Consider the following 22,756-nt stretch of genomic DNA (forward strand, 5'->3'; position numbering starts at 1 on the left):
CGGTCACCGGAGCCGCCGTACAAGCGACTCGTCCAGGCAGTCCGACGGCACTGACGCCTTCCACGCCGCATTCTCGATTCCCTCGTCGTCGAGGCCGGGGTCCGACGCGAGCGTCGTCGAGTCAGCTTTCCCGCGATAGGTTCCGAAAAAGAACGTCGCCTCGCGGTCGCCGTCAGTCACTGTGACCTCGGTGACGGCAGCCAATTCGTCGACGGCGATACGGACACCAGTCTCCTCGCGTACTTCGCGACGCACCGCTTCCTGCCGTGTCTCGCCGGTTTCGACGCCGCCACCCGGGAGCTTCCAGATGTCGTCCTCGTAGACGAGTAGCAGGCGGTCCGCCGGGTCGGTGACGAGCGCGCCGACCGCCCAGCGAAGGCCGCGGTCGGCACGGGCACAGACGCCGTCTACGCCCGCCGCGTCAGTCTCTCTGGTCACTTGGCGAGTGAGCACGTCACGGTCCTCGAAGGCCGCAAGCGACGGCATTCAGGGGAGGTCGACGTCGATGTCGTGTTGCAGGCCCGTCGCTTTGACCGTGTTGTACAGCAACATCGCGCGGGTCATCGGGCCGACGCCGCCGGGGACCGGCGTGATTGCGCCAGCGACCTCCTTCGCGCTCTCGTACTCGACGTCGCCGACGAGTTCGTACCCCTTCTCCGTGTCTGCGTCGACGCGGTTGATGCCCACGTCGATGACTGTCGCACCTTCCTGTACCATCTCGCCGTCGATCATCTCCGGGACGCCGGCCGCCGCGACGAGGATGTCGGCGTTGCGCGTCCGTTCGGCGAGGTTCTCGGTGCGGGAGTGACACACCGTCGTCGTCGCATTGCCACCGGGGGCCTTCTGGATGAGCAGATTCGCCATCGGCTTGCCGACGATGTCCGACCGGCCGACAACGACGGCGTCTTTGCCCTCGGTATCGACGCCGGCACTCTCGATAAGTTTCTGGATGCCGTGGGGTGTGCAGGGCTTGTACCGAGCGTCGCCGGCCACGAGTCGGCCGACGTTCTCCGGGTGGAATCCGTCGACGTCCTTCATCGGGTCGATGGCTCGCAGGACCGACCTGTCCTCAACGTGGTCAGGGACCGGCATCTGGACCAGAATACCGTTCACATCGTCGTCGGCGTTGAGGTCCTCGATGGTGTCGTACAGTTCGGCGGCGTCCGCGTCGGGGTCGATGTCGATGTCGATGGCCTCGATACCGACCTCCTCGCAGTCGTCCTGCTTCATCGAGACGTACGTCTCGCTGGCCGGGTCCTCGGACATCAGCACCGTCGCCAGCGACGGGCGGTGGCCGGCGTCGGCAAGGCGGTCGATGGACGCGACCAGATCGTCCCGAATCGACTGTGCGACGGCGTTGCCGTCGATAATCTCTGTCATTAGGTATAACGGCGGCGCGGGGCGGTATGAACGTCCCGGATTTCAGTCAGCCACAACAGGCTGGCACGCTCCCACTCAGGGACAGTCCGACTCGGCGACCGACTGCCGCTCGGCTCCCTGCTGGATAGCCCGCGTCGCGCCGCTCCGGACAGCCATCGTCATCGCTTGCCCGCCGTACCCGTGGGTCTGGTCGTGCCCCCGGACTACGACACAGCCAACGTCGTCGGGAACGGTAATCGTCTCCGAACGGGTGAACGGGCCCGTCGAGCGAGCGTGCAGGAGCTCCCGGCGCCCGAGTCGGTCGCCGGCCAGCGTTTCGACTTGCCACCAGTTCGCATAGCCGTCCTCGCCGTCGTCATCGTGATAGAGAGTTACGTCGAAGCGGTAGTCGCCGCCGCCCTCGTCACTGACATCGACGCCTACGACGTTGGCCTCCCGCAGATCGATTTCCTCGGCATCGGGCGTCTGGCCAGCAGTGGCCCGCTCGTCTGTCGCAGCGGCAGCATCCGTCTCTGACACCGTAGCCGCTGTTGTGGACTCGCCCCCGCTGTCATCGCTGTGTCCGGTTTCCTCTCTCGACTCGACCTCGAACTGCGTACAGCCGGCGACTGTCGAGAGGGAGGCACACAGTGCATAGAGCATCCGGCGTCGAGTTGTGCGGGGCATACCGGACGCGTCGGGTGGAAACAATAAAAAGTGAGTCGCGAAGTGTGCGGATAGCAGCACCGCGGGTGACCGCTTCTGTCGCTATTCGTACAGCGTGTACTCGTCGGTCATCTCGTCCACGCGGTCGCTGACTTCCGCCACGACATCGTCGTCATGGGGCGCGTCGACGACCTTGTAGATGAGATCCGCGACCTCGCGGCAGGCGTCCTCGTCGAAGCCACGGGTGGTGAGCGCAGGCGTGCCGGCGCGGATGCCCGAGGGGTTGAACGCCGAGCGGGTCTCGCCGGGTACCGTGTTTGCGTTGAGGACGATACCGGCTTCCTCCAGCGCTTCCTCGACTTCTTTGCCGGTGGTGTCGGGGTGGGACGGCCGGAGGTCGATGAGCACGAGGTGGTTGTCCGTCCCGCCGGAGACCAAGTCCAGACCGTGTTCCTTGAGTCGGTCACCGAGAGCGACGGCGTTGTCGACGGTCTGCTCGGCGTATTGCTCGAACTCGGGGGCCAGCGCCTCACCGAAGCCGACGGCCTTGCCGGCGACGTTGTGCATCAGTGGGCCGCCCTGCGAGCCGGGGAACACCGCGCTGTCGATGTCGTCGGCGTACTCCTCGTCGCACATGATGATGCCACCGCGACCAGCGCGGATGGTCTTGTGCGTCGAGCCTGTGACGAAGTCGGCAACGCCGACCGGCGACTCGTGGACGCCGGCGGCGACGAGACCAGTGATGTGAGCGATATCCGCGAGGTGGTAGGCGTCGACCGCATCGGCGGCTTCCTGAATCCGCTCGAAGTCGACCTCTCGGGGGTAGGCAGAGTAGCCCGAAACGATGATGTCCGGCTCGAACTCCTCTGCGTGGTCGTGCAGACCTTCGTAGTCGATGTAGCCGGTCTCTTCGTCGACCTTGTACTGTTCGACTTCGTACACCTGGCCGGCGAAGTTCGCCGGGTGGCCGTGCGAGAGGTGGCCGCCGTGGGTCAGGTCAAGCGAGAGGATCTTGTCGCCGGGTTCAAGGACGCCGAGGTAAACGCCCATGTTGGCCTGTGAGCCGGAGTGTGGCTGGACGTTGACGTGGTCCGCGCCCCACAGCTCCTTTGCGCGGTCGATAGCGAGCCCCTCAACGTCGTCGGCGTACTCGCAGCCGCCGTAGTAGCGTTCACCGGGATAGCCCTCGGCGTACTTGTTCGTCAGTTCGGAGCTCTGTGCCTCCATCACAGCCTCGCTGACGTGGTTCTCGCTGGCAATCATCGCCAGCGTATCGTTCTGCCGGCCTCGTTCGCCCTCCAGAGCGTCCGCGACTGCCGGGTCCGCTTCCCGTACGGTTTCGTAGCTCATGTATCCGAGTCAGGACCGATACGACAATAATCTACCCTTTGACCCACGCGTGTGTAGCGTTATTGTTCCTCATTTGGTACCGCGGGTATGGTGGGCGGTGACGGCGTGCTGACAACCATACGTATATATCAGATGACGTTCCACATATCCACACATGGTCACCTGGGGGGTGGCAGGCGAGCGGGTGGGCCGGGACGGCGGTGAAACGCTGGACTGGGATGGGGAAACGGTCGACCCGACCGCACTGGTGCACCAATTACACGACAGAGAGAGTACGGACGGAGAGCAGCTACCACGGCGTGTCGACGATTGTTACCGCGGGTCTGTCACCGAACTGGCGCTGCCGGCGGTGAGTGCCACGGTAACCCGAGTTGACACTGACGCCGATGCTGGGACAGTTGATTCACCGACAACGCTTGAGGACGGAGAGTACCTGTTGACGATGCAGGCCCGTGCTGCGGATAGTGACCGGGAATCGCCGCTGGGCGTCGTAGACGACATTCGGATCCACGTTCGCTTCGACGGTCCGGCGTCGCTCCACTCGGCCGGTATTACAACTGTGCTCGGTTTCAAAGAGCCGACGAACATTACCGTCGGGTTCGTCTGGGAGACGAACGCGGAGCGGCCGCATCTGCAGGTCCCCGCGACGCCCACGGGGCTCGCGACGGCGATCACACATCTGAGCGGCGCTCATCACACGATGCAGCCGTCCCGCTCGCACCCGGAACTCCGCGGGCACCCGCCGATAGTCACGACCGGCGAGACGACCCGGATTCCCGAAACGGTTCGGCAGAACCGTCCCGAGACTGGTATCACGCTCCGTGTTCCGGAGTGCGAGGCGGAACTGCTCGTCAGCGCACCGCTGGCGTACTATCTCGGGGCCGAAGTGGTGGTCGAGTCACGGGATGCCGCACTGTTGACGGCCGAAGACACGTCAGTACACCTCTCTTTCGACGCGTGGCCATCGCTACAGGCCGGCGTCGCAGCGCTGCTTCGAAAGGTGTTCTATCTCGACTGCCAGGTCAGACGCGTCGACCCGGCCGAGAGCGGCCCCCGTATCACGTCGGCGCTCTCGCTCGACCCGGATACGCTTCGGTCGCTGTCGCCGGCCGGCCGACTCGAACGGTACATCGAGGTCTCGGACGAGGCCGTGAATTCGATTCTGCCTGAGTGGCCCCTCTCGACGTACGTCTCGCCAGAGCCGGAGCGGGTCCGCTATCTGCCCTTCCTCCTTGACCGGCTCAGTCTCATCTACCTGCCAGACAGCTCCCGACTCGACCAGGATGAACTGCTCGACAGAACGCTCGCGGATTCGTATCTGAGTCGCGGATCGACCGAGCGCCCGCCAGTCATCGAGCCGAACCTGCGCGAGGGCCAACTGCACTCGTGGCTCGCTCCGGGGAACCCGATAGACGCCTGCAAAACGCCGCCGGAAGCGTACGTGAACCGCTACCGGAGTCAGAACCGTGACACCGACAGTCAACAGGTCGCGGTCGTCCTCAACGACGAGGAGATGGCCGACGAGCACACAGAAGTCACGGAAATATATCGGGCAGCGGACCTCCCAATGGACGTGCGGGTCAGCGAACTGCTGTCGGTCAACGAACTGGCCGACGTGTTCCGCCAACCGACCGATTTCGTCCACTTCATCGGCCACTGCGACGAGGCGGGACTGCGTTGCCCCGACGGTAATCTGTCGCTGTCGTCGCTCTCGGAAGCCCGAACGCAAACGTTCTTCCTGAACGCCTGTGGCTCCTACGATGAAGGGCTTGATCTGGTCAAACAGGGTGCGGTCGCCGGCGCAGTGACACTCACCGACGTGCTGGACAAGCACGCCGCTCTGGTCGGGACCGCCTTCGCACGCCTGCTCAGTAACGGGTTCAGCATTCAGCGAGCGCTGGAACTCGCTCGCCGGCGAATAATGATGTGCAAGGACTATGCGGTTGTCGGCGACGGGACCTATTCAATCGTTCCTACTCCTGCACATCCGGCCGTCGTCTGGCTCTCTGAGGGGGAGACAGGGTTCGACGTACAGTGTACGGTCGTGTCTCCGGAACGGCCTGGTGAGAGCTACCGCCTGCCGTTCGACGACAGCGCCGCACTGAACGGCGAACAGACGAGCCACTCGCTCGACGCTACGGAGTTGGCTGACGCACTGGGCCAGACCTCGCTGCCTGTCATCTACGACGGGGAGTTTCACTGGTCCGACGATCTGGCTGCGCGTCTCCGGACGGACTTCTGAGGACGGTAGAGATACCAGACGGTCGACATAGACCGAAACGGCCGCCGTCTGTTTTCGAACTGGCCGACCGAGTGGTCGCGGCAATACAATGTCCTACAAGAACTTTTGACACCAAAGATAAGATTTGATCCGGTACCCAGGTCCTGGCTTCTGGCGGGAAGGCAACAGTGACACCAGCCACTGGTTCAATCAGATTTACACGACGTTAACGAGTGGGGCAAGTGGTTCAGTCCGTGAGTCTAACGGCTTCTGCTTAGGACAACTGACCAATATTTTATCGCTGTTCGCTGGTGGGTGTTGTCGGATTGTTGGCGAAATCAACACAGTATGGCCGGTAAAATTAAATATAACAGTACACTATATACTGGCAAGGGACAATGACCGAAAATCTCCTGCAAGACGACGTCGGGTCTATGTTGACCACGGTGTTTGGGGCAACCGACGAGCCGGTGTACGTCGTGAACCCGTCGCGGCAGACCACCTCTGAGCTTGTATCGACACTAGACGCAGATTCGGGCGCTCCCGAAGTTCGGCTGCTGGCCGACGAACGGGCACTGAAAGACGTCATGGACGACTTTCTCGTTGCGAGCACCGCAGCCGACCTCATCGACGAGGGGCGGCTCACGATGCGGCTGCTCGACGACGTACCGAACCACTCGGTCGCGGTAACCGTCGATACGGTGTACGCGCTCGTCACGATCAGCGATACGGTCGGCGGTCTCGGGACCGACGACGGAGAGTTCGTGGACAACGCCTACGACTACTACGACTCGGCGTGGGAAGACGCCGACGAGTACTCGCTCCGGACGCCGCCGCTCAACCGCGTCCAGAGCACGCTGGAATCCGACATCGGCCCGGAAACCGCGTCGGACTTCAACGACGTTCTGAACTCACTGTCGACGGCCCGCGGCGACGGCGACGGCCTCGATGAGGTCACCATCAGCCTGCTCGTGGCCGCACGGAACGGCGAACTACTGTACGACATCAGCAAGTGGGGCGAAGATGTCGGGCTGGCGAGCAAGGCGACGTTCTCGCGGACGAAGACGAAGCTCGAAGACATGAACCTCATCGACACCGAGAAGGTCCCGATTGATGTGGGTCGACCACGACTCCGCCTGATGCTCGGCGACGACCGGCTCAAAGATGCCGACCCGGACGAACTGGCCTCCGTCGCCCAGTCTATCCTCGCCGCGTAGGTTTTTCCCCCTTCACCACGAGGGCTTCGGCATGCGAACTGTCGAAGTCGTCGGGCGTGGACCGGCCGTCGATGCACTTGTCGCGTTTCTCGCTAATATCGACGTTTCAGTGGCACAGCCCTCGACACCGGCGGAGAGCAGTGGCGACCTCATCATTGTCGTCGATACCGTCGGTTCGGAGACGTTTGCGGCGTGGAACGACCGGGCGAAAGACGATGCAATTCCGTGGGTCGCCGTCGAACTGGGTGGCGTCGGTGGCGTTCCAGTGACTGACGCCGCGATCAGCGGATTCGGACCCGAGACGGGCTGTTTCGACTGCCTTCGGACTCGGGTCGAGGCGACGGTCGATGACACCGAGGAAGCCACAGCGGCCCCGCCGGCAGCCACACAGCGGTTCGCGGGGTCGCTGGCCGGTCGGCTGGTAGCCCAGTTTCTCGACGGCGACGCTGCCCTCTTCGGGACTGTCACGGAACTCCCACACACCCAGCGGCGATTCCTCCCCGTCCCGGGCTGTGATTGTGGCGGGACACAGAGCCACGCCCTCGGTGACGGTCGACAGACGGCCCATGACAGCGAGGCGCTGTCACGGGCGGAACTGGGCCTTGACGACCGAGTCGGCATCGCTACGGAGGTCGGCGAAGTCGAATCGTTCCCGGCCCCGTACTATCTGTCGACGCTGGCTGACACCGCCGGGTTCAGCGACGTGTCTGCCGCCGCCAAGGCCGCGGGTGTCGCCATCGACTGGGACACAGCATTCATGAAGGCGCTGGGCGAGAACTACGAGCGATATGCAGCCGGCGTCTACCGAGAAGGAAATCTGCAGTACGGGACAGTTGCCGATGTTCCGGATGCCGTCACACCCGATGCGTTCGTCAGAGACGAGGCCGAGTGGGACGAATCGACGGCACTCCCCTGGGTCCCGGCCGAGAACCTGCTGACCGACGAACGTCGGTCGCTGCCCGCCGAGACCGTCCACTATCCGCCGCCGTCGAACGCCGTCAGACCGGCAACGACGACCGGGCTCGGGCTGGGAAACACCGTCACGGAGGCGTTGCTGACCGGGCTGTACGAGGTCATCGAGCGCGACGCCGCGATGCTGTCGTGGTACTCGATGTTCGAGCCGCTCCGGGTGGCTGTCGATGACCACGAGCAGTACGACACGCTTCGGCGGCGCGCAACATCTGAGGGCCTCGACGTGACAGCGCTGTTGCTGACACAGGATGTTGACGTGCCAGTCATCACTGTCGCACTGGAACAGGACGAGTGGCCGCGCTTTGCGCTCGGGACTGACGCGGATCTGGACCCTGGTTCCGCCGCCGTTGGCGCGCTGGAGGAGGCGCTCCAGAACTGGATGGAACTCGACAATATGGGTCCGGAGGCGGCCATGGACGCACAGGGCGCTATCGGCCGCTATGCCAAGTCTCCGGGCAAGGCGGCCGACTTGACGGAGGCAGAGACGGCGGTCCCGCTGGACTCGCTCGGCCCCGACGCAGCCCTCTCCGGCGAGGAAGAGCTAGAGACGTTGTGTGACCGGGCGGCTGACGCAGGGCTCGCGCCGTACGGGACGCGGCTGACGACGCGCGACCTCGAACAACTCGGGTTCGAGGCGGTCCGTGTCGTCTGTCCGTCGGCACAGCCGCTGTTCTTCGGTGATTCGTTCTTCGGCGAGCGGGCCGAAGCCGTGCCGGCCGATATGGGCTTCGAGCCGCGACTCGAACGGGAGCATCATCCATTCCCGTAGAAACAGCGATGCAGTGAGGGGGGAGGCAGATACCGGATAGCCGGGTGTTCAGATACCGAACGTCGCCCGCAGCATATCCCGCATGCCCGGCCCGAGGCCGACTGCGGTAACGGCGATGAGCAACAGAAGCGCGTACCGCGGGCTTTCGTCGATGAACTCCTGATTGAACAGCGAGACGACCAGCGAAGCGACGGCGAGCTTGACGACCAGGAACGGCCATGACGTACCGATAGCGGCTGTTATTCCCGCTGGCTGGAGCGCCTCGGTGGCCTCGATGACGAACCTGTTAGCCGGGTGTTTCGGGTAGTACGTCAGCGGGACGTTGAGCGTGTCGAGCCAATCGGCCAGCAGGACGTTCGCGACGCCGTCGATGGCGTGGCCCCAGATGACGAGCGAGCCGATATAGCCAGTTCCGTCGTTCAGTGCCGGTCGGTAGGACTCAAATAGACGGTACAGACCGTACGACAGTGCCGACGCCAGTCCGACGGTCGTGATGAGGACTGACGGGTACAGTGTCGCGTACTCGCGGGTGAGGGCGACAAACGTCAGATACAGGAGCGTCACGGCGACGAACGCTCCGCCGATAGCGCCGGTCACCCGGTAGTAGCTGTCGATGATTCCCCGGCGTTCGAGATCCACGCAGGCGACGAGGACGAGCAGCGTCAGCAGGAACACCGTCCCGTAGATGACGGGACTGATGATGAGCGAACTCAGCGGGTACTCGACGATGGGTGTGACTCCGGCGTCGACCGCGCGGTCGGTCGCGTCCTCGACAGTCCGCAACGCGCCGCCGAGCAGCATGAACGGGACGAACGCGAAGTAGAGCTTCGGGTCTTCGGCGATGTCCAGCCGCTCGAGGAGGAAGTAGACACCGACGAGCATGTACACCAGAATCAGCATGTAGCCGATCTCTGAGACGATAGTGTACCCCGGTTCTGCGATGAGCCGTCCCTCCTGTATAGCCGCTTTACAGCCCTCGTACACCGGTTGTGGCCCGGACGCAGTCATCTCGGCACAGCTGGCCGACTTGGCGTCCGCGTACACTGGCCCCCAGAAGTATTGCCAGAGGAACCGATCCCAGACGGCCTGTGGAGCGGCCACAACGGCTCCGACAGCGACGAGGAGGACGGCAACGAAAGAGCCCACCCAGAGCTGGCCGGGCCCGTACTCATCGACGGCTCGCTCGAGCGTTTCCATGGCCGAGTGACCGGTGGCAGGCGGTTTTAGCGTTCCGGTCCCGTGTGCGTGGTGCGGAAGTCCGTGGCCCAGTGGTGCCGAACTGCTGAGCGAAAGTACGCTCAGTCCTACCTGAGCGCTTCGTTGCCGGCCGCCACGAAGGCCTCATGTGCCTCGCCGTTGGAGGCGACGACGGAATCGCTGTCGTGGGTCCAGGGCTCGCCATCGAGGTCAGTGACCGTGCCGCCGGCCTGTCGGATCATATGGACGCCAGCGAGCGTATCCCAGGGTGCCATCGGGCGCGTGCAGACGAGTCCTTCGAGCGCCCCGTCGGCAACGTGCGCCAGCGTTGCCTGGAACGAGCCCAGGCGCCGGATGTCACCGAAACGGTCGCCGACGGCGCTGCACAACCGACCAAACTCGTCCCTGTCATCGCGGTCCCACCAGCCGACGGGAGCCACGGCGAACGTCTCCGGGTCGGTTCGTCCACTTACCGAAAGTTGAGTCCCGTCTCGCGTCACACTTTCTGGGCCGGCCGCGTAAAGGTCGCCATACGAGGGGAGATAGGTCACCGATGCGACCGGCTCGCCGTCGACAACTGCGCTGACGACCGTCCCCCACAGACGCATCCCACGGACGTAGTTCGCCGTTCCATCGATCGGATCGATTACCCACACAGAGCCGCTGTCTGGGATGCTATCGACTGCTTCAGGGTCGTAATCGGCCTCCGGCCTGGCCCGCGTGGAAAGGTCTTCCTCACAGAGGAACCGGTCGCCGGGGAACTCCTCCAGAACAGTAGCAACGACTTGCCGCTGGGCGTCACGGTCCGTCTCCGTGACGAGGTCGTTTTTGTTGGCCTTCGACTCGACGCTGAGATCGCCCCGGAACTGCTCCCGGGCCACGATACCGCCAGCGCGGGCCGCTCGCTCGGCGACCGCCGCCCGATGGCTTGCATCTGTCATACCTAACGGTGGACCGCCCGCGTTCAAACCGTCTCGCCTTCCAGCAAAACAGGGCCGACCGCCAGCGAGGAGTTACTCTTCTTCGACAGCCTCATCAACAGCGTCGAGAATGGCTTCGGCGATGTCCCGCGCCTCATTGGGCGTGTACAGGATCTGGTTCCCCAGTGACTGTTCAATACGGACGTAGCCGTCATCGTCCTCAATGGAGAAAAACGCTGTATTCTCCAGCGGTGGCACGTGCAGGCTGGCCCCCTCGGACTGATCTGTGGCCATGTTATTGTTTAGCACATAGGGCGGCTTAAATCTACGGCTCTGGACAACAACGGCCAGCCAGTTACAAATATTAATAATTGGGCCACAACGGCTTATACTCAGCCCAGATATGTACATATATGGCATCGATACGTGGGGCACTTCGGTTCAGCAAGGACATCTCAGTTATCGCATTTTTGGGAGTTGTCTACGTCCTTGGGTTAAGCGTGGCAACGCTGATCAGTGCATCGGAGGATCGACTGCCGCGGATACATGCTGTTGGTGGCGAGATACGGAGCCGGCTTCGCCGCCCAGCATAAGACGCTCAGCAACCATGACGCCAAAGCCACCGACCGGCGCATGGAATCAAGTGACTGTACCCGAAACTCGTCTACTCGAACTACCGCAGTTTCCCGATTACAGATAAGTTCCGGGCCGCTGCCCAGTGCCTCTCGTAGTAGTTTCCCAGTGTCGTTCGACATTCGCAGACGTGGCTTCCTGTTGTCAGCGCCCGTCTTATCACCTTGCTTGAAATATATACGGTGAAACCCGCAGGAGACATAGTCTACTAGTCTGATAGATGTCTGCTTCACAACGTACATTAGTGCGTGAATAATGTGCTTTATTGATAGATGGTACGCTACACGAGGGTCATGGACCGAAGAAATTGTGTACAATCAGCGGAAAACGGGATTTCTCATGCCAACCCTTATTATTAATGATGGGTTATTCCACCCGACAACTTTATTATACGCTGCTTTGACATGACAGCCTGTGTGGGAGCCGTGCGGTACCTGTCAGAAATTAACCATTGAGATTAGATAAAATGGGGCCTACTAGCCGTATTCATCGAAAGCCGACCAGGGGAGTGGAGAGTGCATGCTACCAGACGCACCAGCTATAGCCGAGGTACGGGAATGACGATACAAGCAAATCAGGCAAATCAAGCGGGTCAACAGGGGATCACGAAGACTGTAGACGAGTTTCTCGTCACGCCAGAGAGCGAAGTCACGCCGGTTTTGAGCGTCGTGATGCCCACCCTCAACGAGGAGAAAGGAATCGTAGAATGTATTGATCGGATCAAGACAGCTATCTCGGAGTTACGTGTGCCGACTGAGATCATCGTGAGCGACAGTTCGACCGACACGACTCCGGAGTTAGCTCGCGAGCGTGGTGCGACAGTCGTGACACCTGATGAACCGGGCTATGGCTATGCGTATCGCTACGCGTTCGACAAGGCACGGGGAGAGTACATAGCGATGGGCGATGCCGACACGACGTACGATTTCGAGATGATTCCCCAGCTTCTCGAACCGGTCCAGAACGGCGACGCGGACATCTGTATGGGAAGCCGACTGGAGGGCGAGATCCGGGACGGGTCAATGCCGCCACTGCACAAATACGTCGGCAATCCACTGTTGACGCGGTTCCTGAACACGTTCTACGGGGCCGGTGTAAGCGATGCACACAGCGGCTTCCGTGTGTTCACCAAAGACGCGCTCGAAACGCTAGAGCTAGAGACGACCGGGATGGAGTTCGCCAGCGAGATGATCATGGAGGCCGGTGCGAACAACCTCACCATCGAGGAAGTCCCGATTATCTACCACGAGCGGGAAGGCGAGGAAACGCTCGATAGTTTCAGTGACGGCTGGCGACACGTCCGATTCATGCTCGTGAACGCGCCGGACTACCTGTTCTCGTATCCGGCTCTGTTGCTCGTCTCGGTCGGGGCAGTGTTGATGTCGCTGTCAATCGCTCGGCTGTCGATCGGTGGCGTCAACTTCGGCATACAGACCATGGTCGGCGGATCGTTGCTAGCAATCGTCGGGTATCAGGTCTGGACGCTCGCGCTGTTCAGTTCCATTGCTGCGAACCCGATAAACAAGCCCGACGGTGTACTCGTCGGCATAATACGGGAGCAGTTCCAACTGGAACACGGCGCGTCGATCGGCATTCTCGCGGCTGCAGCCGGGATTCTGTACCTGGGGAGCGTGTTCGGACAGTGGCTGCTTGCCGGGGAAGCGGCGTTGCCGTCAGCCACGGCGACCCTTCTGGCCTCGACAGTCGTGGTGCTGGGGCTACAGACAGTGTTCGGGTCGTTCTTCATGAGTATGCTAGCAGACAGCAGCTAACCGTTGACTGTCGTTTTAACGGGATTAGTCAGTTCTGCGTACATCTGCTAGAGCACGTTCCGTTCTCGACGCATTCGATGTCGGGCTGTGTTCGGTTCTCGGCGACGAACTGCCACTCGTTTCGACCCACGCTGTCGGTGCCGTTCGAATAGGTGAGCTGTCTGTACAGCCCGTTGTAGTTCATCACGCTATCGTATTCTGTCCGGGAGTAGCGCTCCTCGTCGATACCATCTTGATGGGCGTCGAGCCCCATCGCGTGCCCGAATTCATGCATGAACAGCGACGCGGTGATCTTCGTCGAATCGAACCGCTCCATTGCCGCGATTTCAGGTCGGCCTGCACCGACGAAGTAGTCATCACCGTTGTATGCGACGTCATCGGTTAGCAGGACGTAGTAGTAGCCCTCAGAACGGTACTCGGAATGGTTGGCCCGGAAGTCGTAGATGTCGTTCCCGACACCAGCACGGGATTTCGAGTGGACTGTTCCGTTGGCTGAGAGGTTCGTATCGTCCGTGACGAGATGGATATCGATCCCGGTGGAGTCGTCGGGGTTCGAAACGGGTGCATTCTCAAAAGTCTCGACAATAGATGTCCGAACCGGATCGCTGAGCGTCGTTGCCTGTGTGGAATCGACTTCAACGTAGATGTCCGTTCGCAGCGGGTCTGCATCCGGGATAGCTTGCTCACAGCGGACTTCCATGCCGTCCGGATAGCCGTCGCCATCCGTGTCCGCGTCGGTCGGGTCAGTGCCGTAAACGGACCGCTCTAGCGAATCCGACAGGCCGTCTCCATCTGTATCAGTGGCGTTCGCATCGGCCTGTGCCTGCTGTACATTCGGTGTATCGGCTCCACCACCACTAGCGGTGTTCACCTGTGGAGACATTCCAGCGACCGGAAACACAACACCCGCCAGAAGTACCGTGACGAGGACAATAGCACCGAAGCGAACCATCGACACGTTATGGAACCAGCGGGGACTTGAACCGGCAGCGTCATCTTGATCTTTAGCCTCAGTATTAAGACTGATTCCAAAAACCGCATTCAGACAGATACCCAAAAATCGGAATATAGTAGAGCTTTGAGACATCTATACGCCAATGTTTTCGATTGGAGATTAAGTAACTGATTCTCCGAATATCAGTATCGATTTCGATATCGGGTACAGACCTACATCTGGAGTATTCAGCGAGTCTGTCGGTATCTTCAATGGGCTCGATTCAGTAACAGGAGCTAATGCGTGTTACCCGGCGGTTCTGGCTCACACTCACTGCTATCGGGAGCCTCGTCGTAGGTGGTGGGCTGCTCGATGCGCCCCTGTTAGTCGTCGGAGCTGTCGGGCTCGCAGGCTGGCTGCTCGCAATGCAGCTTGCGTTCGTTCGTGGCGTTTCACGGCTCGAAGACGAACTCACGGTTAGCCAGTCGCTCGACCGGTCCCGAATACGGACCGGTGCCGAAGCGAAGTACACACTTGATGCATCGGTTGACGCTGCCGGCGATCATCTGCCGCTTTCCATCGAAGCACGGATTCCACTCACAGCGCAGATGGAAGCGGGCCCCTCTCCGGATATCACTCTCGGTGCGTCGATGCAGTCGTCATCAGTGACACTCCCGCTCACCTGGGAAACTGTTGGCATCTACACCGTTCCCGGAGCCACAGTGACGGTCAGTGACGGCACCGGGTTGTTTGCTCAGTCGTTCACAACGGCTCCTGGACCGGAAATAGCAGTCGAGTCCCCGTCGGTCGGCCCGATTCACGTTGGCCAGAGCGGGAAACAGTTGCTACGCGGTGTCGGCGAGCATGATGCCCGCGGGCGAACCGGCGGCCTGTCAGCCGAGGAAATCCGGAAGTACGTCCCGGGCGACGCACTGAAGTATGTCGACTGGAAGGCGACTGCCAGACTAGACGAGGCGCACGTCCGCAACTACGAAGCCGAGGGTAACCGTAGCGTAGTCCTCGTCCTCAATCACCGTCAGACGCTGGGCGACGGTGTACCTGGCGAAACGAAGCTGGAACACCTCAAAGCGGTCGCCGCGGCGTTCCGGCAGCGCGCCGAAACGACCCGCGATCCGTTAGGGTACGTGACTATCGACGACGCAGGCGTAACGGAAACCGGAATCCCGGCAGCGAGAACCGAGGCCTACAGATCGTGCCAGCATCGGATCAACGACATCGATACCGAAGCTGAAACGACGGTAACAGCCACCGCAACAACGGCTTCCACCGGACGGATGGCAGGGACGATGTCCCCGACGGCCGACACGCAATCACCGATGGAAGCGACGCTGCTCGCGTATCGGGACACCGCCGGATCAAAACGACAGCTTCCCAACCAACCGCTGTACAACGGGTTGCAGGCGGCACCACACGAGATACGCAACGCGGATCTGCTGGTCATCTGTACCGACGACAGCAACCCGAGTGAACTACGGAACACAGTTGGACTGGCGAGACGCAACGCAACGGAGGTTGTCGTGTTTATCGCTCCATCGGTAGCCTTCGACACGGATCTGCTCACTGATCTCGATACCGCATACGAACGGTATCGAGCCTTCGACCAGTTCCGGCGCGAACTGAACGAGATCGACTCGGTGACAGCCTACGAGGTTGGGTCCCCAGACCAGATCTCGGCTATTCTGTCCGGTAGCCCAGCGAGCACAGAACAGAGGAAGTACGCATGAGCGTCACACTGGAAACGAGGGTACGCTCGCTCCGATCACTGCCCACCGTGCTCGGCCTGCTGGGCATCGTCGTAGCCACAGGTGGACTCGTCTGGGGCGGGCCGGTATGGCTTGGTTTCGTCGGTGTTGTCCTCGGCGGTCTCTACCTGTCCGGAACACCCGTTCTCGCGGTCGTGCTTGGACAGATAGCACTCGTCACAGTCGATACACCATCACTGCTACCGCTCGTCCTTGTCGAAGGCGGCCTGTTCCTTGCATTGCTTTCGGTAACTATCGAGACGCCCGACAGCCGAGTCGCCGGCAGCCTCGTCGCACTTGTCGTTCCACTGCTCGGCAGTCTCGCCTGGCTGTCGCTCTGGCGCTGGAACGTGGGCCCCCTCAGAGCCGGGTCCGCCCTGGTCATCGGTATTGCCATCGTCGGCTATCTCTTCCATCGCTATCTGCTGATAGAACTCGACATCGTGACTGAAGACACAGCTTCGGATCGTGATTTCCTATGAGCCAACCCGAACCTACGCGACCGGATGTATCAGGTGATGACAGCACCCAACAGACGGATATTGTGCGGGACCGCCAGACACTCGAAGCGGAGATGGAAGTGTTACGGGAGGAGAACCGCCGGTTGCGCGACTCCTACGCGCATGCGAAGCGGGCAACGTTCAGACGGACCGCAGTGGGCTTCTTTGCGGTCGGTGGACTCTCACTCATAGCGGCGTTCCTCTTTCCAGCCCTGCAGACCATCTTCGTCGCGTTCGCTGGAACCGGTGTGTTCGCCGGCATCGTCACGTTCTATCTCACTCCCGAGCGGTTCGTCTCGGCGTCAGTCAGTGACACGGTGTTCGACACGCTGGCCGATGTCGAACAGCACCTCGTCAGCGAACTGGAACTCCAGACCGAGACGGTGTATGTCCCGATGGCATCCCGTCCAGAGACGAATGCGCGTCTGTTCGTCCCCCAGCACGTCGAGTACGCGGTTCCGGATCCAGAGCAGTTGGGAGAACTGTTCGTTACGAGCGGTGCCGAGGCGGAGCAGGGCATATCGCTTCCCCCGACTGGAGATCGTCTGTACACCGAGTTCGAGCAAACGATGTCGGGCGAATTCGGTAGCGACCCCGATGCAATAGCAACACAACTGACTGCAGCCCTGTCCGAGCAGTTCGAACTCGTCGAGGACACGACAATCGAAATCGATGACGAGAACCGAACCGCTTCTATTGCTATCGACAATCCTGCGTTCGGCGACATTCACCAACTAGATCACCCAGTGGTGTCCCTGCTTGCGGTAGGGTTTGCCACGGGCCTTGACCGACCTGTCACTGTCGATACGCGCGACGACGACCGCTTCAGCGGTGTCGTGACCGTTTCGTGGGATACACTCGAACAACCATCGGCGCAGTCCGATGGCGTAGCGGCCCGAGAACGAGAGACGACACCAGCCCCGGAAAACAGCTGACGTCAGTCCGGTCGCTACTCGAATTCCCGTTTCGTCCCGCCATCACCAACCGCTTTCTCGACACCCGTACTGTGGTCGGTGTCGGACCCGGGCGGCGAAATCGACTGGAGGATTTCTTCGATAACCGCCTCGGGACCGATCTGGCTTAGTTCGGCATCGCTGTTCATAATGAGACGATGCCGCAACACCGGGAGCGCCATCTCCTTGACATCGTCCGGAATGACGTACTCCCGGCCGTTCAGACGAGCGACTGCTTTGGCCGTATTCTGCAGGGCGATTGTCGCCCGGGGTGAGGCCCCGTGAACGACGTTTCGATGGTCCCGCGTCGCGCCCACGATGGCGAGAATGTACTCCTTGATGCTGTCTTCGATGTGTGTCTCAGGGACCACCGACCGGGCGTCTAGAAGTTCCTTCCGGGAGATAACCTGCGAGATAGAGTCCGCGTCAAGCGTCGGGTTCGTGTCGAACTGGTCGAGGATGGCACGCTCCTCCTCGGAGTTGGGAATCTCAGTGACGAGTTTCATCTGGAACCGGTCGCGCTGGGCCTCCGGGAGTTTGAATGTCCCCTCCATCTCCAAGGGGTTCATCGTCGCAACGACGGTAAACGGCGTCGGGAGTTCGAGTGTCGTTCCTTCAATGGAAACCTGCTCCTCCTGCATCGCTTCGAGGAGTGCACTCTGTGTTTTCGGCGGGGCGCGGTTGATCTCGTCGGCGATGACCAGATTCGTAAACACTGGGCCTTTCTGCAGTTCGAACTCGCCGTTTTGCTGGTGGTACACCGTCGTTCCGGTGATATCCGCAGGGAGGAGGTCGGGCGTCATCTGGACCCGAGAGTGCTCGAGATCCGTCGCGTTGGCGACGAGCGTGGCAATCGTCGTTTTCGCGACACCGGGGACTCCCTCCAGAAGCACATGACCGCGTGTAAGCATGGCGACAGTAATGTGGCGAAGGACCTGCTCGTTACCGATAAGAACGGTCTCCGTCTCCTCCTTGAGACGGTCGTACAGCACCGACGGATCAGTCATTGCGTTGACGTTCGGACCGCTGTTTAATAATGGCTTCCGTTACTCGCTCTACCTGTGCGGTTCCCCAATCTGGATGACGGGCCCTAAGATACTTCTCAACGCCATCCCGGGAGAGATGCGGGTCCGGCTTGCGGCCTCTATGTTCCCGGAGTCGCTCTCGGAGTCGATCGTCGAGACGGCGGTCGTACGCGAGCAGCGTCCCGACCAGCACGACGCCACAGAACAGCAACAGCGCGTCCGACCGCTGCACGGCGAGGACGGCAGCGGCCACTGGCGGAACACTGCTGGCGCGTGAATAATCCAGTAGGGCCGTGTCGTGATTGGCGACGATGTTCTGGACGAACCGTCGGTTGTCACCACGTTCGAGCATCGCGTTCACGAAGATACTCGGATCACTGACGGCGATAACTCGACCGTCGCCGACCGATTCGCTCGTGACGACGGGTCGAGACGCTAACTGCTCCTCACCGTCAAGGTTGGCGTTCCCGTTGCTGTCGAGGTAGGCATACTCGGAGGTGTTGACGAGTGTCGTCGCGTTGCCGGCTCTGACAGTCGTCCCGTAGTTGAGGACGACAGTATCGACGCCGGTCGTCTCCGGATAGTCGCCGGCAGGCGTCGCTTCCGGGAGCGAAGAGTTACGGTAGTAGTTCCGGTTGTCGTACACCGGGCGGCCGTCGAAGCGTGCGTCTGCACCGACAGCAGCGAGCAGCTCATTTCCGTGTGGGTGGTAATCCTCGGCGACGACGAGTGTCCCGCCGCCCCGGACGAACTCCGCAATCCGTGTGCGCTCGCTCGACGAGTACGGCTCTGCCGGCGAGAGAACGACCGCAACGGTGCCGTCCGCGCCACTCGTCGGATACTGACTCACGTTCGTTCCGACAGTCACGTTTGCACCGGCATCAGCTACGACGCCTTGGAGTTCACCTGCCCCATCCCACTGGGAGTTGTACGCACCGAACGCCGCCGAGGACGTACTCGCGGCGTAGACGAGTGCGATGACCGTGAGGACGGTGTAGGCGGCCAGCAGGAGCTGCGGGAGAGTGAGCGACGGCAACCGGGAGTCCTCAGAGAGCGGTGTCAGCGCCATCAGACCAGCCCCGGCGGTAGAATCTCGAGGATCCGTTTGATGACCACATAGGCAAAGCCCACCAGACCGAGTCCGATGAGCCACCAGAGCCGCCGTCGCCAGCGCGGCGACACGGCCTGCGGTGCAACCAGTTCGACAGTAACGAGAAACCCGATCAGCGAGACAACGAAAAACAGCTCCAGCGTCAGCGCATCCAGGAGGGTCAACACGAGGATGGTACCAAGCACCCACGTGAGATGCCCGTAGATGAACTGCTGGCGCTGTCGGGTCGCCATGCTACGGCGTTCTTGTCGGGAGACAGTCAAAGTTCCGACCGACGGCTGCTGACTGAGCCACGAGGTAACGGCTACCCTAGCAGTTCGGCTCAGTCGTCGCTAGGCTGTCTCTCGTCGACCGACTCGGCATCGGGCGTCCGCGTTCGGTCACCACTCGGGAGCAACGAAACCGGCGAGGCCGTCAGATAGGGAACCGTTGCGACGAGGGCACCGAATAGGGCAAGCGAGACGCCGCCGAGGAATATCGCTGCGAGGATCGCCGGCGGCGTCCGCGCGGAGAGCCGGAAGCCGAAGAAGACCAGCCAGCCAGCCCGCTCCAGCAGTTGTAACGCGGCGACCGACAGGCCGAGCGCGAGCCCAGTCGCCGGAATCGCGATACGAGCGATGTCGGCCAGGATCGTCCGTAAAACCCGCCACTGCGTCGCACCGGTCGAGCGGTGGATACCGATCGCCTGCCGACGCGCGTGGACTCCCTGTGCGAACGTCGCCGTGGTACTTCCGACAGTACTCAGCGCCGAGAGGACGACAAGGACGCCCAGAATCAACTGGACGTTTCCGAACACACCCTCGACGGAGCGCTCGATCGGCGTTCCGGACGCGTACGACCCGCTGCTTGCCACCGCAGATGCCAGCCGGCGATCACCAGTCACCTCGTAGTCCGCCGTGGTGAGGGTGGTCCCGTTGGCTGTCACTCGATAGGTGTACGTTCCGGGCTGGCCTCGTCCGCCATCCGGAGAGAACCGCGTTTGCGTGACGTTCCCCGGCGGCATATAGACGGTCCGGTTCCTGGAGACACCGGGACCGACGACGCGCACGTCGCGGGTGATAGGTTCCTGCCAGGGGTTTGCGAGTCCGATCCTGAGGGTTGGCGTCGTCAGGACCGACCCCGAAGACGGCGAGATCGACAACTCCCCGTACAGTTCCCGCTCGGTACCCCGAACGATCTGGATGGCGTGTGTCGCCGTCTGGTCACCCGAACGAGCTGTTATCGTGTAGTTCCCGGGCTCGCGTGGCAGGGGAACGACGGCGACACCGCTCGATCCGGTTCTGAGCGACGGCCCGTTCACCGTGACGGTGGCGTTCGAAACGCGCTCGCCAGTTTTCGTGACGACAGGGACGGAGAGCCCCGATCCGGGCGGGGCCTGTGACGGCAACTGGCTCGGAATCTCGATTGCGTTCGGCGAGACGACGGTCACTGAATGAGTGTACTCCCCGGCGGTTGCGTTTGTGGTCCCAAGCTCCGACGCGGGAAATGAGACAGTGCCAGTCCGCTCCTGTCCCGGCGGGACAGCCACCGTCATCGTCCGCTGGTCGCCGCGATACCGGACGGTGACTTCCCGGTCTGCACGCTCGTTGCCGACGTTTCGGACGGCGACGGTGAGGTTGACTGTGTCACCTTTCGTGACGCGCCTCGGACCCGATAGCCCCGTCACGACAGCGCCCGACCGGTTGGCCGTGACACCGTCGGCATCGTCAATCCCTGATACCGACCCTTTCACGCGGATCATATGGACCTGTCCTTGCCCGGTCGCCAGATCGGCCGCGGAGTCAAGCGGGAGAATGAGCAGGTCATCGAGCGTTCTTGGGGCGTCGTACCGCCCGACGACGGTGACCCGGCGGAACCCGGGCTTGACGCTCCCGCTGACGGTCAGTTCGTCACCGATCTCGACATCGAGCGTCCGCGCGAGGTCGCTCCCGATGACGGCCTCGTCGTGTCGCTGTGGCCGCTTGCCTTCGACCAGCGTGGCCCCGGTGACGTTCGCGAACGCGTCGTACTCCGCCCCGTGAGCCATGTACGGCTGGCCGTCCGAAACCTGAGCGTAGATTATCTCCGGGCTAGCCGGTGTCCCGTCGGCCCGCAGGGCTGCGGCGTACTCAGCGTCGAGGCGGCTGTTCAGCGGGTGGGGCGCGCCGGCTTCGGTGATGGTCCCGGAGCCACCCGCCCCGCCGCCGAGCGGGGACGCGAGGCCGGCCAGTGAGACGACGAGCAGGAACGTGATGCCGAAGACGGTCAGCGTCGCCGCCGTCGGGACGACCGAGCGCCACGACAGGAACGTCGGGGAGACCCAGTTTCGGACTCTCGCGAGCGTCGACTGTCCGGACTGGCCAGACAGAGTATGACGGTTTCCGAGGGATGCCGGCGGGCGAGTCGCCGCCGGATAGGCCGCGAGCGCGCCGGCGACCAGCCCCATCAAGACGAAGATTCCGGCGACGCCACCGACGACGGTTGCGCTCTGGCCCGTGACGGTGACGTCGAGCGCAATAGGCAGGCCGACGTAAATGGCGACGTTGACAAGCGCCTTGATCAGAATGAGTCCGACGGCGTAGCCCAGCACGACACCGGTCGTGACGAGGAGACCAGCGCGGAGCGTAAACAGTAGTCCCACGCGCCACCCCGACGCGCCGGTCGAGCGGATGACCCGGATCGCGTCGAGGCGGTCGCGGACGCTCATCCGCGTGACGTTGTAGACGACGATGAGGACCAGCAATCCGCCGGCGGCCGCGGCGATGCCAAGCGCCCAGAGCACCTGCTCCAAGCCGCCGAGGACGTACAGGAGCGCGCTGACCAGCGGTGCTCCCTCGCTGGGCAGACTCCCCAGCCCGGTTCCGCTCGGGCTGTGGTCGATGACGAAGTAGCCGGTGACGCCGACCCGTTGAGCGGTCGAGGCGTTCGTCGCATACCACTGATTCGAGAGGAACGTCGTTCCCCGCTCCTGTGGCACGACGGTGAGCGAGACGGTGCCGTTCGACCCGCTGACCGTTCGCGTCCGCTGCTGGGAGACCGGCCCCCGGCCATCAACGCCGTCCGGAATCGTCGGTAATCGCCCCTCCTGCCACTGAGCCGACCCTTCGATGAGCACCCTGGGAGTATCGGGTGGAATACCGACGAGACGAACGTCGGTCCCGTCTGTGGTCGCCGTCGCTGTCGGGAGCACGGTGACATCTTCACCGGTTTCTGGTAGGCCGTTCTCCGCGTCGTGATAGGTGACCGTCCCGGAGTTCGCAAGGGGTTCGGCGAACGTTTCCGAGTACGTGACCGCAGTGAACAACAGCAGGACTGTGCCGATGAGAAACGCGGCCGTCACGGCGACGACGACGACGGTGAGCCGGTCCCGTCTGGACCAACGAAACAGGAGGGCGTTTCTGTATCCCATCGGTTC

Annotated in this window: 19 protein-coding genes; 7 read left to right on the forward strand and 12 right to left on the reverse strand. The window is 62.1% G+C overall.

Annotated features, from left to right (window positions below):
• Nucleotides 1-3: 3 nt before the first annotated feature.
• From IEY38_RS09570 to glyA, 4 genes are all read right to left on the reverse strand, one after another.
• Complete coding sequence (locus IEY38_RS09570) at nucleotides 4-486, reverse strand: NUDIX hydrolase (RefSeq protein ID WP_188977281.1); 483 nt, start codon at nucleotides 484-486, stop codon at nucleotides 4-6.
• Nucleotides 487-1,380: a bifunctional methylenetetrahydrofolate dehydrogenase/methenyltetrahydrofolate cyclohydrolase gene (locus IEY38_RS09575; RefSeq protein ID WP_188977284.1), complete on the reverse strand. Its 894-nt coding sequence runs from the start codon at nucleotides 1,378-1,380 to the stop codon at nucleotides 487-489.
• 75 nt (nucleotides 1,381-1,455) lie between these two features.
• Nucleotides 1,456-2,046, reverse strand: a complete 591-nt coding sequence (locus IEY38_RS09580; protein ID WP_188977286.1) for a hypothetical protein — start codon at nucleotides 2,044-2,046, stop codon at nucleotides 1,456-1,458.
• Between the two features lie 81 nt (nucleotides 2,047-2,127).
• The gene (glyA, locus tag IEY38_RS09585; protein WP_188977287.1) at nucleotides 2,128-3,375 is read right to left on the reverse strand and encodes a serine hydroxymethyltransferase; all 1,248 of its coding nucleotides are present in this window, start codon (nucleotides 3,373-3,375) and stop codon (nucleotides 2,128-2,130) included.
• A gap of 154 nt (nucleotides 3,376-3,529) precedes the next feature.
• Here glyA and IEY38_RS09590 point away from each other — a divergent pair, with 154 nt between their 5' ends.
• From IEY38_RS09590 to IEY38_RS09600, 3 genes are all read left to right on the forward strand, one after another.
• Nucleotides 3,530-5,617 (forward strand): hypothetical protein, encoded by a 2,088-nt coding sequence (locus tag IEY38_RS09590; protein ID WP_188977290.1) that lies wholly within the window; start codon nucleotides 3,530-3,532, stop codon nucleotides 5,615-5,617.
• Nucleotides 5,618-5,994: 377 nt separating this feature from the next.
• Complete coding sequence (tbsP, locus tag IEY38_RS09595) at nucleotides 5,995-6,813, forward strand: transcriptional regulator TbsP (protein ID WP_188977292.1); 819 nt, start codon at nucleotides 5,995-5,997, stop codon at nucleotides 6,811-6,813.
• 31 nt (nucleotides 6,814-6,844) lie between these two features.
• On the forward strand, nucleotides 6,845-8,554 hold the full coding sequence (locus tag IEY38_RS09600) for a YcaO-like family protein (protein ID WP_188977294.1): 1,710 nt from the start codon (nucleotides 6,845-6,847) through the stop codon (nucleotides 8,552-8,554).
• Nucleotides 8,555-8,602: 48 nt separating this feature from the next.
• Here IEY38_RS09600 and IEY38_RS09605 read toward each other — a convergent pair whose 3' ends face one another.
• The 3 genes from IEY38_RS09605 to IEY38_RS09615 all read right to left on the reverse strand — a co-directional run bounded on the left by IEY38_RS09605 (nucleotide 8,603) and on the right by IEY38_RS09615 (nucleotide 10,965).
• Complete coding sequence (locus IEY38_RS09605) at nucleotides 8,603-9,751, reverse strand: DUF63 family protein (RefSeq protein WP_188977296.1); 1,149 nt, start codon at nucleotides 9,749-9,751, stop codon at nucleotides 8,603-8,605.
• 107 nt (nucleotides 9,752-9,858) lie between these two features.
• Complete coding sequence (locus IEY38_RS09610; RefSeq protein ID WP_188977298.1) at nucleotides 9,859-10,692, reverse strand: inositol monophosphatase family protein; 834 nt, start codon at nucleotides 10,690-10,692, stop codon at nucleotides 9,859-9,861.
• A 72-nt stretch (nucleotides 10,693-10,764) separates the two neighbouring features.
• Nucleotides 10,765-10,965 (reverse strand): hypothetical protein, encoded by a 201-nt coding sequence (locus tag IEY38_RS09615; protein WP_188977300.1) that lies wholly within the window; start codon nucleotides 10,963-10,965, stop codon nucleotides 10,765-10,767.
• A gap of 896 nt (nucleotides 10,966-11,861) precedes the next feature.
• On the opposite strand from IEY38_RS09615, the gene IEY38_RS09620 reads away from it, so the two are divergent.
• Nucleotides 11,862-13,076 (forward strand): glycosyltransferase family 2 protein, encoded by a 1,215-nt coding sequence (locus tag IEY38_RS09620; RefSeq protein ID WP_188977302.1) that lies wholly within the window; start codon nucleotides 11,862-11,864, stop codon nucleotides 13,074-13,076.
• Nucleotides 13,077-13,104: 28 nt separating this feature from the next.
• On the opposite strand, the gene IEY38_RS09625 is transcribed toward IEY38_RS09620, so the two are convergent.
• Nucleotides 13,105-14,028, reverse strand: coding sequence for a thrombospondin type 3 repeat-containing protein (locus IEY38_RS09625; protein ID WP_229775260.1), 924 nt, complete (start codon nucleotides 14,026-14,028; stop codon nucleotides 13,105-13,107).
• Nucleotides 14,029-14,309: 281 nt separating this feature from the next.
• Between IEY38_RS09625 and IEY38_RS09630 the strand changes: the two genes are divergently transcribed.
• The 3 genes from IEY38_RS09630 to IEY38_RS09640 are packed head-to-tail and all read left to right on the forward strand — an operon-like array spanning nucleotide 14,310 to nucleotide 17,208.
• Entirely contained in the window at nucleotides 14,310-15,755 is a 1,446-nt protein-coding gene (locus IEY38_RS09630) for a DUF58 domain-containing protein (protein ID WP_188977304.1), read from the forward strand.
• On the forward strand, nucleotides 15,752-16,255 hold the full coding sequence (locus tag IEY38_RS09635) for a hypothetical protein (RefSeq protein WP_188977306.1): 504 nt from the start codon (nucleotides 15,752-15,754) through the stop codon (nucleotides 16,253-16,255). Before IEY38_RS09630 ends, IEY38_RS09635 begins: the two co-directional genes overlap by 4 nt.
• On the forward strand, nucleotides 16,252-17,208 hold the full coding sequence (locus IEY38_RS09640; protein ID WP_188977308.1) for a hypothetical protein: 957 nt from the start codon (nucleotides 16,252-16,254) through the stop codon (nucleotides 17,206-17,208). The genes IEY38_RS09635 and IEY38_RS09640 overlap by 4 nt, the downstream gene beginning before the upstream one ends.
• A gap of 14 nt (nucleotides 17,209-17,222) precedes the next feature.
• Here IEY38_RS09640 and IEY38_RS09645 read toward each other — a convergent pair whose 3' ends face one another.
• From IEY38_RS09645 to IEY38_RS09660, 4 genes are all read right to left on the reverse strand, one after another.
• Nucleotides 17,223-18,233, reverse strand: coding sequence for an AAA family ATPase (locus tag IEY38_RS09645; protein ID WP_188977310.1), 1,011 nt, complete (start codon nucleotides 18,231-18,233; stop codon nucleotides 17,223-17,225).
• A complete protein-coding gene (locus tag IEY38_RS09650) occupies nucleotides 18,226-19,320 on the reverse strand; it encodes a DUF4350 domain-containing protein (protein WP_188977312.1) in 1,095 nt (364 codons plus the stop codon). The genes IEY38_RS09645 and IEY38_RS09650 overlap by 8 nt, the downstream gene beginning before the upstream one ends.
• Nucleotides 19,320-19,595 carry a hypothetical protein gene (locus IEY38_RS09655; RefSeq protein ID WP_188977314.1) on the reverse strand — a complete coding sequence of 92 codons (276 nt, stop codon included), beginning with the start codon at nucleotides 19,593-19,595 and terminating at the stop codon, nucleotides 19,320-19,322. The genes IEY38_RS09650 and IEY38_RS09655 overlap by 1 nt, the downstream gene beginning before the upstream one ends.
• Nucleotides 19,596-19,684: 89 nt before the next feature.
• Complete coding sequence (locus tag IEY38_RS09660) at nucleotides 19,685-22,750, reverse strand: ABC transporter permease (RefSeq protein WP_188977316.1); 3,066 nt, start codon at nucleotides 22,748-22,750, stop codon at nucleotides 19,685-19,687.
• Nucleotides 22,751-22,756 lie beyond the last annotated feature (6 nt).

Origin of the sequence: Haloarcula sebkhae (assembly GCF_014647415.1) — an archaeon.
GTDB lineage: Archaea > Halobacteriota > Halobacteria > Halobacteriales > Haloarculaceae > Haloarcula > Haloarcula sebkhae.